16 protein-coding genes and 2 tRNA genes are annotated in these 15,100 nt (G+C 57.2%); 9 read left to right on the forward strand and 9 right to left on the reverse strand.

Going from position 1 to position 15,100, the window contains the following annotated elements; translation table 11 throughout:
• Positions 1–79: 79 nt before the first annotated feature.
• The 3 genes from QWI75_RS12285 to QWI75_RS12295 all read right to left on the reverse strand — a co-directional run bounded on the left by QWI75_RS12285 (position 80) and on the right by QWI75_RS12295 (position 4,729).
• Positions 80–1,291, reverse strand: coding sequence for an alpha-amylase family glycosyl hydrolase (locus QWI75_RS12285; protein ID WP_289268868.1), 1,212 nt, complete (start codon positions 1,289–1,291; stop codon positions 80–82).
• Entirely contained in the window at positions 1,288–4,068 is a 2,781-nt protein-coding gene (locus QWI75_RS12290; protein ID WP_289268869.1) for an MGH1-like glycoside hydrolase domain-containing protein, read from the reverse strand. Before QWI75_RS12290 ends, QWI75_RS12285 begins: the two co-directional genes overlap by 4 nt.
• 178 nt (positions 4,069–4,246) lie before the next feature.
• Positions 4,247–4,729: a transposase gene (locus tag QWI75_RS12295; protein WP_289268870.1), complete on the reverse strand. Its 483-nt coding sequence runs from the start codon at positions 4,727–4,729 to the stop codon at positions 4,247–4,249.
• Between the two features lie 175 nt (positions 4,730–4,904).
• Between QWI75_RS12295 and QWI75_RS12300 the strand changes: the two genes are divergently transcribed.
• Both QWI75_RS12300 and QWI75_RS12305 read left to right on the forward strand, forming a co-directional pair.
• Positions 4,905–5,603, forward strand: a complete 699-nt coding sequence (locus QWI75_RS12300) for an exonuclease/endonuclease/phosphatase family protein (RefSeq protein WP_289268871.1) — start codon at positions 4,905–4,907, stop codon at positions 5,601–5,603.
• Positions 5,604–5,828: 225 nt separating this feature from the next.
• Positions 5,829–6,047 carry a hypothetical protein gene (locus tag QWI75_RS12305; protein ID WP_289268872.1) on the forward strand — a complete coding sequence of 73 codons (219 nt, stop codon included), beginning with the start codon at positions 5,829–5,831 and terminating at the stop codon, positions 6,045–6,047.
• Between the two features lie 976 nt (positions 6,048–7,023).
• Here the strand turns inward: QWI75_RS12305 and QWI75_RS12310 are convergent.
• The 6 genes from QWI75_RS12310 to QWI75_RS12335 form a co-directional block, all read right to left on the reverse strand.
• A tRNA-Phe gene (locus QWI75_RS12310) sits at positions 7,024–7,099 on the reverse strand.
• Positions 7,100–7,267: 168 nt separating this feature from the next.
• Positions 7,268–7,360 (reverse strand) — tRNA-Ser (locus tag QWI75_RS12315).
• A 507-nt stretch (positions 7,361–7,867) separates the two neighbouring features.
• A complete protein-coding gene (locus QWI75_RS12320; RefSeq protein ID WP_289268873.1) occupies positions 7,868–8,101 on the reverse strand; it encodes a hypothetical protein in 234 nt (77 codons plus the stop codon).
• A 241-nt stretch (positions 8,102–8,342) separates the two neighbouring features.
• Entirely contained in the window at positions 8,343–8,690 is a 348-nt protein-coding gene (locus QWI75_RS12325; RefSeq protein WP_289268874.1) for a PilZ domain-containing protein, read from the reverse strand.
• 398 nt (positions 8,691–9,088) lie between these two features.
• Entirely contained in the window at positions 9,089–9,622 is a 534-nt protein-coding gene (locus tag QWI75_RS12330; RefSeq protein ID WP_289268875.1) for a hypothetical protein, read from the reverse strand.
• Between the two features lie 413 nt (positions 9,623–10,035).
• Positions 10,036–10,299 (reverse strand): hypothetical protein, encoded by a 264-nt coding sequence (locus tag QWI75_RS12335; RefSeq protein ID WP_289268876.1) that lies wholly within the window; start codon positions 10,297–10,299, stop codon positions 10,036–10,038.
• Positions 10,300–10,476: 177 nt separating this feature from the next.
• On the opposite strand from QWI75_RS12335, the gene QWI75_RS12340 reads away from it, so the two are divergent.
• The 7 genes from QWI75_RS12340 (at position 10,477) to QWI75_RS22840 (ending at position 14,985) form a co-directional block, all read left to right on the forward strand.
• Positions 10,477–11,235 carry a hypothetical protein gene (locus QWI75_RS12340; RefSeq protein ID WP_289268877.1) on the forward strand — a complete coding sequence of 253 codons (759 nt, stop codon included), beginning with the start codon at positions 10,477–10,479 and terminating at the stop codon, positions 11,233–11,235.
• On the forward strand, positions 11,232–12,023 hold the full coding sequence (locus QWI75_RS12345) for a hypothetical protein (protein WP_289268878.1): 792 nt from the start codon (positions 11,232–11,234) through the stop codon (positions 12,021–12,023). Before QWI75_RS12340 ends, QWI75_RS12345 begins: the two co-directional genes overlap by 4 nt.
• 700 nt (positions 12,024–12,723) lie before the next feature.
• Positions 12,724–13,362 carry a hypothetical protein gene (locus tag QWI75_RS12350; RefSeq protein ID WP_289268879.1) on the forward strand — a complete coding sequence of 213 codons (639 nt, stop codon included), beginning with the start codon at positions 12,724–12,726 and terminating at the stop codon, positions 13,360–13,362.
• 128 nt (positions 13,363–13,490) lie between these two features.
• Positions 13,491–13,703: a helix-turn-helix domain-containing protein gene (locus QWI75_RS22835; protein ID WP_370693571.1), complete on the forward strand. Its 213-nt coding sequence runs from the start codon at positions 13,491–13,493 to the stop codon at positions 13,701–13,703.
• 92 nt (positions 13,704–13,795) lie between these two features.
• Complete coding sequence (locus QWI75_RS12355; protein WP_289268880.1) at positions 13,796–14,122, forward strand: hypothetical protein; 327 nt, start codon at positions 13,796–13,798, stop codon at positions 14,120–14,122.
• A gap of 273 nt (positions 14,123–14,395) precedes the next feature.
• Positions 14,396–14,734 carry a helix-turn-helix domain-containing protein gene (locus tag QWI75_RS12360; RefSeq protein WP_289268881.1) on the forward strand — a complete coding sequence of 113 codons (339 nt, stop codon included), beginning with the start codon at positions 14,396–14,398 and terminating at the stop codon, positions 14,732–14,734.
• A gap of 32 nt (positions 14,735–14,766) precedes the next feature.
• Positions 14,767–14,985, forward strand: coding sequence for a helix-turn-helix transcriptional regulator (locus tag QWI75_RS22840; protein WP_370693572.1), 219 nt, complete (start codon positions 14,767–14,769; stop codon positions 14,983–14,985).
• Positions 14,986–15,100 lie beyond the last annotated feature (115 nt).

Below are 15,100 nucleotides of genomic sequence, written 5' to 3' on the forward strand. Positions count from 1 at the left end.
TCACCGCCGCCAGCAGCGGCTCTTCGCCGGCTGCCTGCCAGGCATAGCCTAGAAAACAATCCCAGGTCCAGTTGCCTTCTCAGGCCGGCACGCATTCGAGCAATTGCCAGGCCCCGATACGGACGACCGGCTTGCGCAGCACGGCAAGCAGCCGGTCGTAAAACTGCTTCAGGCGCTGATCGACCGGTTCCTCTGGTCCCCGGACCAGATGGGGCGAGATCCGTTTCTTCCGTCCCTCGAATTGCCCCTGATGAAAGAAGCGCAGCCCCGGCGACAGAAAGGTGGTGACCGCCGCGGCCTCATGCACCTCAGGTGAAAAGGTCGCAGCCGCGCGCGGCTCGTCATGGTTTTCAAGAAAGCGCGCCAGCTTGTTCTGGTAATCAAGCCCGGCGTGAAAATGCTCGCGCACGGGCCTGGCATGGCCCTCGCGCAGGCGGTCGTACAGCCGTTTGTCGTACGCGTAGTCGAAGCCCTGCTGTTGCATCGTCCATTCGAAGTCCCAGTAGACCTCGGCCATGAAGCAAAAGCCCGGAACACGTTCGCGCACGCGCCTGGTCGCCTCGGGCCAGAAAAGCGGCGCCCGGCGCCCCCATGTCCGTTCGAAAACATCCGGCAGGACGAGCATGGCCATGTCGCAGCGCACCCCATCGCACTGGGCGGCGATCTTCACCAGCTCGCCGATCATCGCTTCTTGCGTGGCCGGATTGCTGTAGTCGAGCTGCAGCGTGTCGGGCCAGCCGGCGAAGTACGGATCCCGCCCGTAGGCGAGCACACGTGAGCCCTGAGCGGTGTTGATGCGGCAATAGTTCTGCGGAGCCCTGACGAGATCCTGGTCGTTCCCCTGAACGAAGTACTCCAGATGCTGCTCGACCCAGGGATGGTCCGGCGCCATGTGGTTCGGCACGAAATCGAGCAGCAGGCGCAGGCCTCGCTGCTTCAGTCGCTCGCGCAGCCGCGCGAGCGCCGCCGCGCCGCCGAGATTCTGATGAACCGTGTAACCGGCAATTGCGAACCCGGACCCGCCGATGTCTTCTTCTCGCAAGTCCGGCAGGGTCTCCTGAAACTCCCTGCGCCATTCAGGATTGGCGCGCGACACGCGCTGCACGGCCAAACCGGTCTGCCACACGCTCAAGAACCAGATCCAGTCAAAACCCAGTTGAGCCAGGTCATCCAGTTCGGCATCCGGGATATCGTCCAGCGTGGCGGTCTTGCCCAGCTTGCGGGACAGCTCGGTCAGCCAGACGCGCGTATTGATCTGATAGAGCGAGGGGTAGGTAGGCAAGGCCGTCACGGCTTCGCCTTCCCTTCCGGCGTGCCACGCACGAAGGCCGCCATCTTGCCGCCTTCGAGCATCCTTTTCGGGTCCAACAGGCCAAAGAGCTGAATGAGTTTCGCCACTACGCCGGTCCACCCGGTCTGATGGCTCGCGCCAAGCCCGGCTCCGTTATCGCCATGGAAGTATTCATAAAAGAGGATGTGGTCCCGCCAGTGAGGGTCCTCCTGATATTTCTTGGTGCCGCCATAAACCGGCCGCTTCCCGTCAGCATTGCGCAGAAACATGCGCGTCAGGCGATCGGCAATGTCCTTGCTGACCTCAAACAGATTCATCATCTTGCCGGACCCAGTGGGGCATTCGATTGTGAAGTTGTCACCGTAATAGAGATAGTACGCCAGCAGTGCCCGGATGATCAGGGCATTCACCGGCATCCAGACCGGCCCCCGCCAGTTCGAGTTGCCCCCGAACATGCCGGTATTGGATTCCGCCGGCAGGTAATCGACACGGTACTCCTGTCCGTCGACGCAGAAGACATAGGGGTGTTGCTGGTGGAACTTGGAGAGCGAGCGGATGCCATAGGGGCTCAGGAACTCGTTCTCGTCCAGCATCTTCGACAAGATCCGGCGCAGCCGCTCCTCGTTGACGAGCGCAAAGATGCCGCGGTCTGCCACACCGAGATGGCCCGGTCCCGTCTTATGGACCGAGGTCAGCAGCTCCGGCATCTGCCGCGCACGTTCCATAAACATCGCCACCGCTTGCGGCACCCGCTCGCGCTGCCAGGCCTCGACCACGGTGGTGGCGCACAGCGGCAGGAGGCCCACCATCGAACGCACTTTGAGTTTGGTGCCGCTTCCATCCGGCAGGCGAAGCAGATCGTAATAAAAGCCGTCTTCTTCATCCCACATGCCGTCATCTCCGGGCCGATTCATGGCCGCGGCGATATACAGGAAATGCTCGACAAACTTCCCCACCATGCCTTCATAGGTGCGGTCGTGAGGGACGATTTCAACCGAGAGCTCCAGCATGTTCTGGGTAAACAGGGCCATCCAGGCCGTCCCATCCGCCTGTTCCAAATACCCTCCGGTGGGCAGGGGGGCGCTGCGGTCGAACACGCCGATATTGTCGAGGCCGAGGAAGCCGCCTTCGAACACGTTCTTCCCGAACCGGTCCTTCCGGTTGACCCACCATGTGAAATTGAGCAGGAGCTTGTTGAAGGCTGACTTCAGGAAATCCACGTCGGCCTCGCCCCGCAGCGCCAGTTCGGTGCGGTGGAGGAAGAGAGTCGCCCAGCTATGGACCGGGGGGTTCACGTCGCTGAAGTTCCACTCATAGGCCGGGATCTGACCGCTGGGATGCAGATAGACCCCGCGCAACATCATTTCCATCTGCTGCTTTGCAAAGTCAGGGTCCACGATCGAGAGCGGCAGCGTATGGAACGCGAGGTCCCAGGCAGCGTACCAGGGGTACTCCCACTTGTCGGGCATGGAGATGATGTCGTCGTTGATCATGTGGAACCACTCTCGGTTCCGGAAATGGCGGCTGCCGCGATGGAGCGGGTGGGCGTTGTGCTCCTCGAGCCAGGCATCACCGTCCCAATAGTAATACTGTTTGGACCAGAGCATGCCGGCGAGCGCCTGGCGCATTACGTTGGCCGCATCCGGACTCACGGATGGCGGCGTCACCGCGCGATAGAATTCGTCGGCTTCCCCCAGCCGCTCCTGCACGATCTGGTCAAAGGCCTGGCCGAAAGGACCGGCATCGCCTTTTGCTTTGCCTTTGACGGTTGTTTTCGCAGGATTGTCGCCAATCTGCGCTGAGGCCTGCCGGACGAGACGCAGCCGCACCGCCGCCGATTGACGCGGCCCCACCTTCAGCCGGTAATGCGCCGCGGCCTTCGTGCCCTGCCGCTCCGGGTTCACGGCATCCTGACGACCCTCTACCACATAGTTATTGATCGCATCCTTGAGATAGGGGCCGGCGTCCGGATAGTCGAGATGGAGTTTGGCATGGTTGGTTGAGTTCTCGGTAAAGAGCAGCGGCACATCGCCATCGCAGTACAGGTCGTACCCGCCAAGGACGGGGTGCAGGGCCGCAATCGTCTTCGCTCCCGCCGGCCCTTCGATCTCCTTCAGCAGCGGCTTCTCGCCGCGTCGGCTGATCCAGGGAGCCCAGTCGTTGCGAAACCACAGGGTCGGCAACACATGCAGCTCTGCCTCCTCCGGCCCCCGGTTGGCCACAGTAATCTTGATGAGAATGTCCTCGGGCGACGCCTTCGCATATTCCACGAACACGTCGAAGTAGCGGTCCTCGTTGAACACGCCCGTGTCCAACAATTCGTATTCCATCTCTTCCCGGCTCCGCCGCCTGTTCGTCTCCACCAGATCGGCATAGGGATAGGCCGCTTGCGGGTACTTGTAGAGAAACTTCATGTACGAATGCGTCGGCGTGCTGTCGAGGTAGAAGTAATATTCTTTGACGTCTTCGCCGTGGTTCGCCTCGCTATTGGTCAGGCCGAACAGACGTTCTTTCAGAATGGAGTCCTTGCCGTTCCACAGAGCGAGAGCGAAGCGGAGCCGTTGCTTGTCATCGGAGATTCCCCCCAAGCCGTCCTCGCCCCAGCGATAGGCCCGGGAACGGGCATGGTCGTGGGTGAAGAAATTCCACGCATCGCCGCCGTAACTGTAATCCTCCCGGACTGTCCCCCATTGCCGCTCACTCAGATAGGGTCCCCATTTCCGCCATGCGACATTGTCTTCACGCGCGGCGTCCAATCGCTTGGCTTCCTCTGTCATGACATGCCTCCTTGGTCGGGCCTTTCCCGCGACAACCTATTCCTGAGGACGTACCACGCTGTCGGACATGGACATTTTATCCGTCACCCCCAGCAGCAGATACTGTCAGTTTTGACAGGCGGTCTAGCGGGTTCCCGGTAGGACAACAATGGGCGGTGGTTCCGAGCGGCCGCGGATCTTACTCGGTCCGCCAGGTGGCCGTCAGGCGCGTGATCGCGGCGGGCGAGATCCCCGCCGCGTCGGCCTCCAGCAGCGCCGGCAGGGCCTCGCGGAAATCCCCGGTGGACAGGCCATGAAGATAAAGCAGGGGGCACGGCGCTGACCTGGGGCGAGCGCGCAGATAGGGAGGCAAGATCCGGCTGATGAACTTATGCCACACCTCGTCGACGCGCCGGCGCTCATTCCCCCGAGGCGCACGAATCGTGATCGTCCCGGTTCCCACCGTCAGGCGACGCGGCCGGGCCTGCCCATTGTGGACCACCAAGGCATGGCCACGAGGGTCGCGGGCATCGCGGTGCCGTTGCCGATACTCCTCCGCTTCGACCTCCAAGGCGGCCAGAATCATGCGGCGGGCCCCTTCCCGCGCCAACTCGTCCAGCGCTGTGGCCACGGCCTGCTCACTCTCTTGCGCTCCGTCCTGCGTTCGGACTATCGGCAGCATCGGCGTGCCTTTCCCCGGCCTGCCAGCCGGTGTGTTCGGGTTTTCTTCACCCGGAAAGCTACGCCACCTACTCACCCTTGTTCCACAACTTCCAACTATATCTCGTACAGCTCACTTTCTCTCTACAGTCCAATACTGAAGACTTCTGCAGTCGAATGGAGAACAGCACCGGCAAGTGCAATTCAGCGAGTTGTGTTATGCCTTGATCGCCGAAGTGGAGAATCCCGCCAGCCATCGGAAGCTGCTCGTCGTCAGTCTGCATCTGCATTCCGGGATCGAGCGAGACGAATATTTCACGCAACGGCTGCTCGTCGCGCAGAGCGAAGGACGGATTCAGGACCAGGCTTCCGCGCAACAGATCCTGAACGCCTTGGCGGAGGATCAGCAACAACGGGTCCAGGAACTGCGTACGTTGCTCGCGGAGCTTAAGCGGCTGCAGGCCGCCGGCTCGTATGTGGGCATCCTCATCGGCGGAGACTTCAACTTTGAGCCGGACTCGCCGGAATATCGCGAGTTGCAGGAGGCCGGTCTGCGCGATACCTACACGGTCGCGCGCCGAACCGGAGAATTGCACACCTATGACCCGAGACTGAATCCGGTCGCCCGCCAGGAGGAGATCGAATTGCCGCCGACCTTGGCCTCGGTCATACAAAGGATGCCGGAAGATCAACAGCAACGGATCAAGGACGGCTACCGCCGCGGGGTGAGCCAGGCCCGGCGCATTGATTTTCTCTTCATGATGCTGGCGGACCCGGCTCATCCGTTGGGCTGCCTCAGGCAGGAACTCTTCGGCCGCCCGAATGCCGTGACCCTCGGCGCCGGTTCCGACCATTTTGGCGTGCTGGACACCTACACGACGGACGGCAATTGCTGAGCCTATTCCACCACGGCCCTCACGAGTGATCGTACAGGTGCAACGATGCGGCTAAGAACACGGAAGACGACCGGTCTTCTCCGAACGTGTGGGGTATGGATAGGCGGACTATTTCTGCTCGCTTCCTTAACCGGCTGCTCGAGTTCCATCTACGGATGGCAGGTCCGGACCAATTCGACAGAATTGTCCCCGTCTTTCCATCCAGCCAGCTTGGAACAGGATGGCGTGGCGATCTTCCCGGCGATCACGGCCCCTGGCCTTCGTGGGAACGAGGTGGGGTTGGCCCATTACCTCGGCCAGATTCTGCGGAGAGTATCCCCGAACTGGCAAATCGTATCCGAGCAGGACACGCTCGCGCGCCTCAATCGGCAAGGGTTGGCGGGACAGTATACCAGCGTGAGGAATGATTACTCCAAAGGCGTGCCCAATCCTCTCTTATTTTGAGGGACTGTCAAACCACCAGTGTGAGCCAGAGGGAAACTGCCTCGATCGTGAAATCGGTGCCCGGTAACTATAATAGCTGGATCATGCGAACCTTTCCCCTCATCGGGATACGGTCAAAGGACGCCTGCCAGGCTGCAGCGCGGGCTTCGAATATTGAACTGGAAGCCCTCTTGTCGCCCCGGGTTTGATTTACGCGAATACCCGAGGCCTCTGGCTACGAACGTTTCTTGACTCTGGCGCAGACTGCTGTATATTAAGAGGCTCTCTGGCTCAGTTCGTACGATTCATTGGTCGTGTGAGTCTGGTCCAAACCCAGCCCTGACTGTCACCTCCTATTTCAACCATGGCGAATGATTGGGCAGAAAAACAGGCGGAGAATATCCTGGATGCTTTCATTGAAGATGATGGGGCGGACGATTTGCTTCACCTGCAACAGGCCATTGCCAGCGCTCTCCGATCAGCCTATCAGCGTGGAAAAACGGAACAGCTTGCGAAACAGCCTGGGTCGTCTCCTGCTCAGGGTAGGGAGAGCAGGGGAAAGCCGAAGTGAGTTTCCCGTCCGTCGCGGACCCACATTGCATTCGATCGGGCCCAGGTGTTCAATGACCACGTGCTGGCCAGGGCCATCCTCGACCGTTCCGTCCTCCAGACAACCGTCATTTTAGCATCCAGGTGGAGCGCTACTGGCTCCGAAAGTAGAAGGCTTGAGACCGGAGAGATCGGCGGCTTTTATCTCGTAGCCAGACCATCATCACCAACTGCGCTATCCCTGCATTCCGAAGCCATTGCTTCACAAGCCATTACAGGCGCGATCCTGTTGCCAGCTTGGACAGCCTTTATCGGACTGGCAGCAGACGAGCTGAGTGATCTCGGAAGACCATCCGGACAGCCAAGCAGGAAAAATGGGCCACAAAATGTGGAAACCGGAGGGGAGATATCACGAGATGAGGCTAATTTGTGAAATTTTAATGGGAGATGGTGCCGAGGGACAGAATCGAACTGTCGACACCAGCCTTTTCAGGGCTGTGCTCTGCCAACTGAGCTACCTCGGCATTCCGGCAGGTTTTTTTGCGAGTGCGTACCTGAAGCTGGGGTGATGTAACAGGATTACCCGATCAAAATCAAGTCGCGGTTTTATGAGACACTGGAGGTGTTTCTCCGCTAGCATCCATGAAGAAAGGCTGCGCCTGAAGAGCCCGCGACACACGCCAAGCACGGTATGGCGGAGAGGGCGGGATTTGAACCCGCGACAAGGCTTTTGGCCCTGTGACGGTTTAGCAAACCGTTGCCTTCGGCCACTCGGCCACCTCTCCACGTCGGCCTTTCGCCTCAACTACTGTAAATCTTTTTCAGAGAGCGAATCGGAAGCCGCTTATATTACCCCAGAGGTCCGGATCCCTACAAGAGTCGATCGACGGCAAGCACAGACCAGCAGAACAAGATGATGAATGATTTCCTATACCGGTGACGCTAAGCTGATTTTTTGACGTTCTCTCTTGTCCCATCTCGTCGACGTCGGAGATGGCGAATGAAATCCGTCACTGGCAGGGTGAAGGCCAACGAGAGCAGAGACGGGGAGATAGGTGACGAAGGCCTCGTTGTAGCGGATTTCGCGGGACGCTCCTTTTTCTCCACGGACGGCGTGATCATACGGGGACGCGGTGCATATCGGATCTCGACATGAGCCGGGCGCACGACGCCGCTCGCCGCCATCATATGCAGAGCCCTGAGCTTTACTTTTGCCTGTTCGCGTTTCCGACTGATGGACATGGCGGATCTCATCGAGTGGGTCTACTGAAACGGGGGAGTTCCATCCTGCCTCAAATCCAGAGAATGCGTTGGAGGTCCTCCGTCAGATCCCGGGGCCGTTGGCAGTGGCTGCACCGGGCATAGACCGCGCTCGCTGCGCTGTTCGACCCGCTCCGAATGACCAACTGGTACCGGTGCCAGCCGCAATGCGGACAGGGGGCGCCTTCCAGTTCGCGACGGATCGCCCCGATGCGTCCCGGCTGTTTCTGCGTGCTGTGTGACCGCCGACCAACGGGTTTTTCCATCGCAGCCTCCTTTGTCGCCGTTGCCCGGAATGGAATCGAAGGCTCACCCGCGTATCGCGAAGCGCAAACACGTGGGTAGGATAGTGAGGCAGCCGCTAGAGTGAAATACCGAAGAGGTAGGTGCTGTTATACCGAGGCAGGATTTTTCTTCGACGTCGATGGAAGAGGATGCGGGAAGGGAGAGTGGAACAGGACGGGGGCAACACCAGACCGCGGAAGACAACCTGCGGCGCGGCCCTGTTTAGTCTGCGACCGACGCAGCGTAGTGCCTGGTGGCGAGGCCCTGGATGAGCTGACTGAGCCTGGTGCGCTCGGCGGGCTGCATGGCGAGAAACTCGACCCCGAAGGCCTGCCCTTTCACCCACCGAATTTTTACGCGGTCGATGTTGATCGGAATCGGCCGGTTCGGCACCACCAACCGGATGGCAAGCGGGATGCCGGCCCGCACGGTCAAGTCTCCATCAATCCGGCATCCTCCCAGCGACATGTCAAAGATGGTGCCCCGCCCTAAAAAGGCGTCCCCAAGGAAGTGGACCGTATATTTGGTCTGAAAACGACTGTAGTGCCTCGGAGCAAAAATGGTGCTCATGGGCGACCTCCCTGTCGGATGATGCGTATACCGAATCGAGCCAAGAATTCTATGTCTGAACGGATACACGCATAGTACAAACTTCCCTCGGCACAGTGCTATGCATCATTCGGTCACAGGCTTGTACTTCCGAGGGGGAGGGCCTATCGAGGCTGGGAATGGCGGCAGGGCAGGGAAACGTGGAACCGAACACCCCCTTCCTTCAACTGGTGAGCAGGATGGCGGAGGGGGCGAGATTTGAAGCCCCTGAGACCCCAGAGACTATAGGCCACGAACTAACCGAATCCTCAGATTCACCAGCACTTACAGACGAAACTGAAGAGGGTAGGGAACCGATAAAAACCGATCGGGAAGGATAGTTCCGCCACAGTTCAGCCACAGCGATGAGCTTAGAGCGCTCACGAATTAAGACCAGAAGCAGAATTGCGTGATTTTTGTTTCTCTACAAAATTCAACAAGTCGTTCAGCAACGTTTCAACGGCATCGACCAACTTCTTTACCTCTTCCACTGAGGGGGCTTCTTGGTCAACTGGCTTCCCTTTCTTGGGAATAAAGAAGGGTTGGTCCCTGTCCGTGAAATACCATAGCGCATGTACAAGACGGTTTCGCTTGTCATTTACAGCATCCAAGCCCTTCAGGATCGCCTTAAGAGTTCTAATATCTTCAGGTTGTCGAAGTTTTGCTGACGCGGCTCGACCGACCCGGTTTATGAGACTCTTCAGAGGGAGGTCTTCCGTAAGGACCCTCCCGCACTCTAAGTCAATACCAATCAGAAAGCAAAGATGTGCTTCTAGGATGAAATGGGAAAGGGAAAGACGCATGACCAAGGAGCCAATGGCTTTCTCATACTGTTCTAATAACGGCTCTGGCGGAAGCAGGTCTAGCGGCGACGGTGTGCGCTCAGGAGTTTTGTTACGTGACTGTTTTTCCATGGGGCCAAGAGCTTACCATCTTGGCCACCCCGGCGGAAGCGTCCATGAAGTAAACATTCGCAGACTCCGTATAACCATTGGTTTTCACGGACGAATCTGCCCGCCCGTGGCGAAAGTGTGGCTGACATGAACCCGACCGTATCAAGCGAAACGCCCTCTCTGAAAGCCAGAGCACACGCACATACCCTCATGAAACGCGCCGGGAAGGGGTTAGGTAGCCGGGCAATTGACCGCCGGACCAATTAGGGTAGGCGCTCGACCATGGGCGCGGAGCAGGCCATCGAACTAGTGCGGCGAAAAGTTGCGCGGACCCCACCCCCCTTCACAAATCGCTGTTAGAGCCGCAACCGCCGGACCCCTCGCGTTACATTTTAAAAATTTCAGGGTAGGGGATATGGAGGGGGTGGAGAGTATCACCGTGTTCTCTGGTTGTAGCGTGAGTATTCGTTGAAGATCTCCCTCCAGACGGTTTTTTCCAGGCAACTCCAATCATAAGCATGCCATCGCGCGGCAGCCTCTATACAGTTTCCGAGGAGCATAAAATCATACTCCACAATTTCATAACCAGCAGGCCCGGGGTTCCTAGCAATCTCCAGATCATAACGTGGCCACCAGAGCACGGCGGCGACAATCGCGAACACGATCCACCAGAGTAGGGCCTCCTCGTCATCATTCATGGGTGGGTTCTGCCTATTCATACCCTGCCGTGTCAATACCTAGAGCACGAAATGGAAGTATTATGCGAGGAGCGCCCCCCAGAAAGGGTAATAGCCTGCCGACGGTTCATCGCTCTAGTATCCCCCTCCTATGTAGATTGTCTCAATGGTGTTTATTTCCAATTATGAGGGGGACTTATGTGCAAGGTGATGAGGGCGTTGCCGAGATGGGTTGTCATGGTTTGCTTGGTCTCTGGGTGCGGTGGGGGAGATGGTGGCGAAACCCCTGCCCCCGCACCGACCGCAGAAGGATTATGGATCGGGAACACGAATACAGCACGGACTGCGACCGGCATTGTTCTGGACAACGGGACGTTCTGGGTACTCTATTCCGCCCCAAATAACAGTGGAATTATCGCCGGAGGAGTCCAAGGCACGAGTACGTCAGTTAACGGCAGCTTTTCTTCGTTCGATGCACGAGACTTCAATCTTGAAGGGCAAGGGATCAACAACGCGCAGGTGGCGGGCACTTACTCCGCGAAGCAATTGCTGAACGGCACGGTTACATATCCGAGCCTCAACCAGGCGATTGCGTTCAACAGCGTTTATAACCCGGCCTATGAACAGACCCCCTCGCTCAGTACTATCGCCGGCACCTACTCAGGCAATGCTGCAGTTCTTGGAGGGACCGACACGGCAACGGTGTTTATCACGCAGAACGGAGCCGTGACCGGCATCGGCTCCAGCGGGTGCACCTTTGCCGGAACCGTCAGCCCACATGCAAAGGGCAATGTGTACGACATTTCGATCACATTTGGCGGGGGTGTTTGCTCGAATGGAACCAACACCGTGACAGGGATCGGGTATTTTGATGCGGGCAGCAGCCGTCTGTACGCGGCTGCTCTTAACAGCACTCGAACCAATGGCTTTATCTATTCAGGATTTAAACAACCATGAAACCTCTGGAGATAGGTGCAGAATTGGTCTCACATTCCCGCTTATCTCTCTCTATCAGGAGAAGGATTTTGGGTAGCCGCCTTTTTGTCCTTTTCATAGTCGTGGTTTTACAGTTTGTGGCGACACCCGCAGAGGCCGTGTGCATTTCATCAATACCTGCAGATAGAGAAAATAGGTTCAGTTTTGCCATGGCCTTCGTTGACTCTCTCGGATATGCAAAGAGTGCGGTTGAGCAGCTCAGCAAAACGCACGACGGAGACGGCGTTCAAAAGCAGATTCAAGAGATGCTCGATATCAGGAAAGCCGCTATCGATTATGAATGTGCCAGAGATGTTCTCAGCCCTTACAAAACCAGCACGAACAGTAAGATCGGCGATTCAGCAGAGACGGCCGTACTTATCTATTCGACTCTCCTTATGCTGGACGAGGAGCTTCTTAGGTTGCAAGTGAAGGTGATGGATAGTCCACCAGGAACCATAAACATGGGTGAGATGGTTGACCATTTTTCGAAGGTCGGGGCTGCGAAGAATAATACTTGGAAACAATTAGTCTCTGTAGCTGCGATGGTCTCCCATACACTGGTGAAGCCGCCTGGTGATCCTAACGCCAGAGCCACAACCCTTAATCTGACAACGACGCAACGCAACCTGCTTCTCTCGCACTTGCGACAAATGCTCGGCCCCGATGTCACCCAAGGCCTAATGGCGGGTCAGCCAGCATTTCTCGGCGCCGGTGCAGGGCTCTATCAATTTCTGTCTAATCCCAACTGGAAAACGCTCGCCGAATGATGTTGATGCCATGAGGTTACTCCTTGGCTAAAAATGACACGAGATGACGCTTGGACAAGCAGAACCATACCTCATGGGGCATGGTCCGTACAGGATCTAGCGCGGCTGCTCGGACTTTCGCGCTGGGGAGCCAGGCGCGTACTGGTTCGCTCAGGCTTGCCGAAGAAGCTCTATACGCGATACTGGAACCATGATGGTCGGATCTATCGGAGACAAGTTTGGGGGTTCCCAAAGGAAACGGCGATCCTTCTTTTTGCCGAGCGTCAACGGCGAATCTCCAAGCGCTTCGGCCGCCACGGCAAACGATACGTGTTAGAACTTGATCAGGAGATCTCCAGGCTTCGGGCGTCACTGGAGCCAACACCGCGAAGCTAAACGAGTTTTCATGCAAGCATGCGGTTGTGCAGGGGTAGTAAGCCAGCACCAAGGCCGCCAATAGGGCAAGATTGCTAATAGGGGGCGGGAGGACAGGGGAGAGGGAGCCCTCGCGTTGCGTTATAAACAGGGCGGTATGGGCTTCGTTGACAGAGCCGCCCAGAGAGGATAGGGATTGAACCTCAATACAACCTGAGCAGATTTGAAGTCTTGTCTAACGTAGTTTCACGGGACCACCGGCACAACTGAGGCCCATGTGGGGGGAGAATCCCCTGCATGGGCTTTTTGTTTCAACATTCTCGGCTATCCCTGCAAGGAGACTTCTATGACTAAAACACTGCATCCGATCGAACTTGCCAGTATCCAAATCGTACGAGGGAGTGGACTGGGTTATCTCATGGAGAAATTTCGCAATGATTTGTACCAACGTTACGAGAAGTGGTTCATGGAAAAGCTCATGGACTACATTGTCAGACGGGATCATTTAGGCACAGTCAAAGCGCTCAAATGGCTTTCGGCGCAATGTGCGACGCCAGAGCTTTCGGATAGGAGAAAGGAGACAAAGACAGCAAGCAGAGATGAAACGCTATTGCATGACTATGCGTCTCTCATGGGTCAAATTCGTGCCGAATTCATGGCCCTTACCCGTTCGACCAAAAATCTCGTGGTGCGCAATGAAAAACTAGCCAGAATTGTCTCAGAAGCACTAGGGCGTGAGATTCCTCCCGCTGACCTTCCACTCAGTCGATCCCTCTCCTCCGTATGTCAGGCAATCTTGAAGACCACGCCGCTACAGCTCAATCGAGCCAGGAAGAGGCTCGCTAGGGTTAACGCAGAAAAGAAGGCTGTGCTTTATGATTGGTACGCCTTACTTGCCAAAAGTCACGATAAGGGTGTCCGCAGATATGCCAAGGCAATGATGAAGGTCCATCCACTTGCCCCACGGCAGGCAAGGGCAAGGTAATCCTCTCCGGCCGCATTCTCTCGTCCCGTCCATATCATCCTTCTTTCTGTTCGGTGATAAGTAAATATCTCCTCGAACCGTAGTAGCCTTGGGATGTGAGCAATCACGACTACTCAGAGGAGGTACTGATGCTCAAGGACATTCAAACAATCAAAGCTGAGTTGAACGTAGGGGAGAGCACTGTTCGGCGGTGGGTGCGGGAGGGGATTCTGCCTGTCGTCCGGTTAGGTCGCCGGGTTCTCATAAGGCAAGAGGACCTGCGGGATTTCATAGATCGCGCTGCCGATACGCAATGCCGGACCGCTGCGGCGGAGGTAGGGCAACAATGTCAGAGACGCTAGAGGACCTCACGTTTGATAGTTCGACGGAGGTTCCTCCCCTGGTGCCATCCGGCGAATATGAAGTGTCGTTCGTCAGAGCTTCACGAAAGGATATGTGGCGGCAGACCAAATTGTTTCTCTGGTTTGTCACCGTCACGCCTGGTGCATTCTATGGAACTCACCTCTACATGGTCTGCGATGTGACAAAGGGCAAGCATCCATGGGGGCCAGGACACAAATTTTTGCGCCACTGGATCTTAGCTGCGGGCAGAAAACCAGAGCGCCAGGGTCGAATGACAACCAAGGTGTTTCGCAACAAAATCTTTCTTGCTGCCGTTCGAGTGGTAGAGAAAGACGCCAATGGCGGCACACGGACACTCGCCCAGCAGTATTCCGTGATCGACCATCTCGTTGAGCTTGTTGCGGGGCCTCATGATTAACAGAATCATTAATACTCTTACGGCTACTCTTCCTCTCTTCTACCTGTACCGATACCTCTACCACCCAGTCCTTGAGGAATGCGGTGTGATTTCGCCCAGTTACGATGACCATATGGCAGGAATTATGGGTGCAATCAAAGGCCGCACCCATAAACGCCTTTGGAACGGGCCGGAGGCGATCTTTCGCTGGCTAACTCTCACCCGCCCGACTGGGCTCCGTTGGGGCCCAGTCGGGAGCCAGTCCTACAAACACCGTCAGAGGCAGGAACGCCGATGAATGGGAATCCTTCTCCCCAGTTGACTGACCTCATCAGCACACTGGAGCGCCTCGTGATCTCACTTTCGCCGGCATCCCTGTCGGACGTGATCGGGGACCTTGAGCGAGTCAAGACCATAGCCCTGTACAAGCTCATGACCAGCACAACGCCGACCCCGGCACCGGTTGAGACCGGGCGGTATCTCACCGTGGTGGAAGTGTGCGAGCGGTACGGCATCGTGCCTAGATGGCTCTATCGACACAAAAAGCAGATGCCGCACAGCCAGCCATCGAGGAAGGTCCTGTTGTTTCCCGAGAAGGCGATTGAGAGATGGTTTGCATCGCGACGGGCTTGACAGATGTTATATAACTTAGTTATATAGTCCACATGGACGGCGAGGAACTACGGAGACTGCGAACGGTGTTAGGGCTGACCCAAGCGAAACTCGCTGAGGCTGTGGGAGTGACGACGAACGCCATTGCCTTAGCGGAGAGGGGAGAACGGGGTATTAGCGAGCCCCTGGCCCGTCTCGTCAAGATGCTGGTCCAGGTTCACACGGGGCAACTCGTCCCGACTAGACGCACAACCAAGAGGAGGAGCCGATGAAGCGGCGCGGTCTTGGCACCCTGTTTCAGCGGGGCTCGACTTGGTGGATTCAATACCACTGGCGGGGACAACGCTATCGGGAGACATCCGGCTCAACCAATGAGCAGGATGCCGT

Source organism: Nitrospira tepida (assembly GCF_947241125.1).
GTDB classification, from domain to species: domain Bacteria; phylum Nitrospirota; class Nitrospiria; order Nitrospirales; family Nitrospiraceae; genus Nitrospira_G; species Nitrospira_G tepida.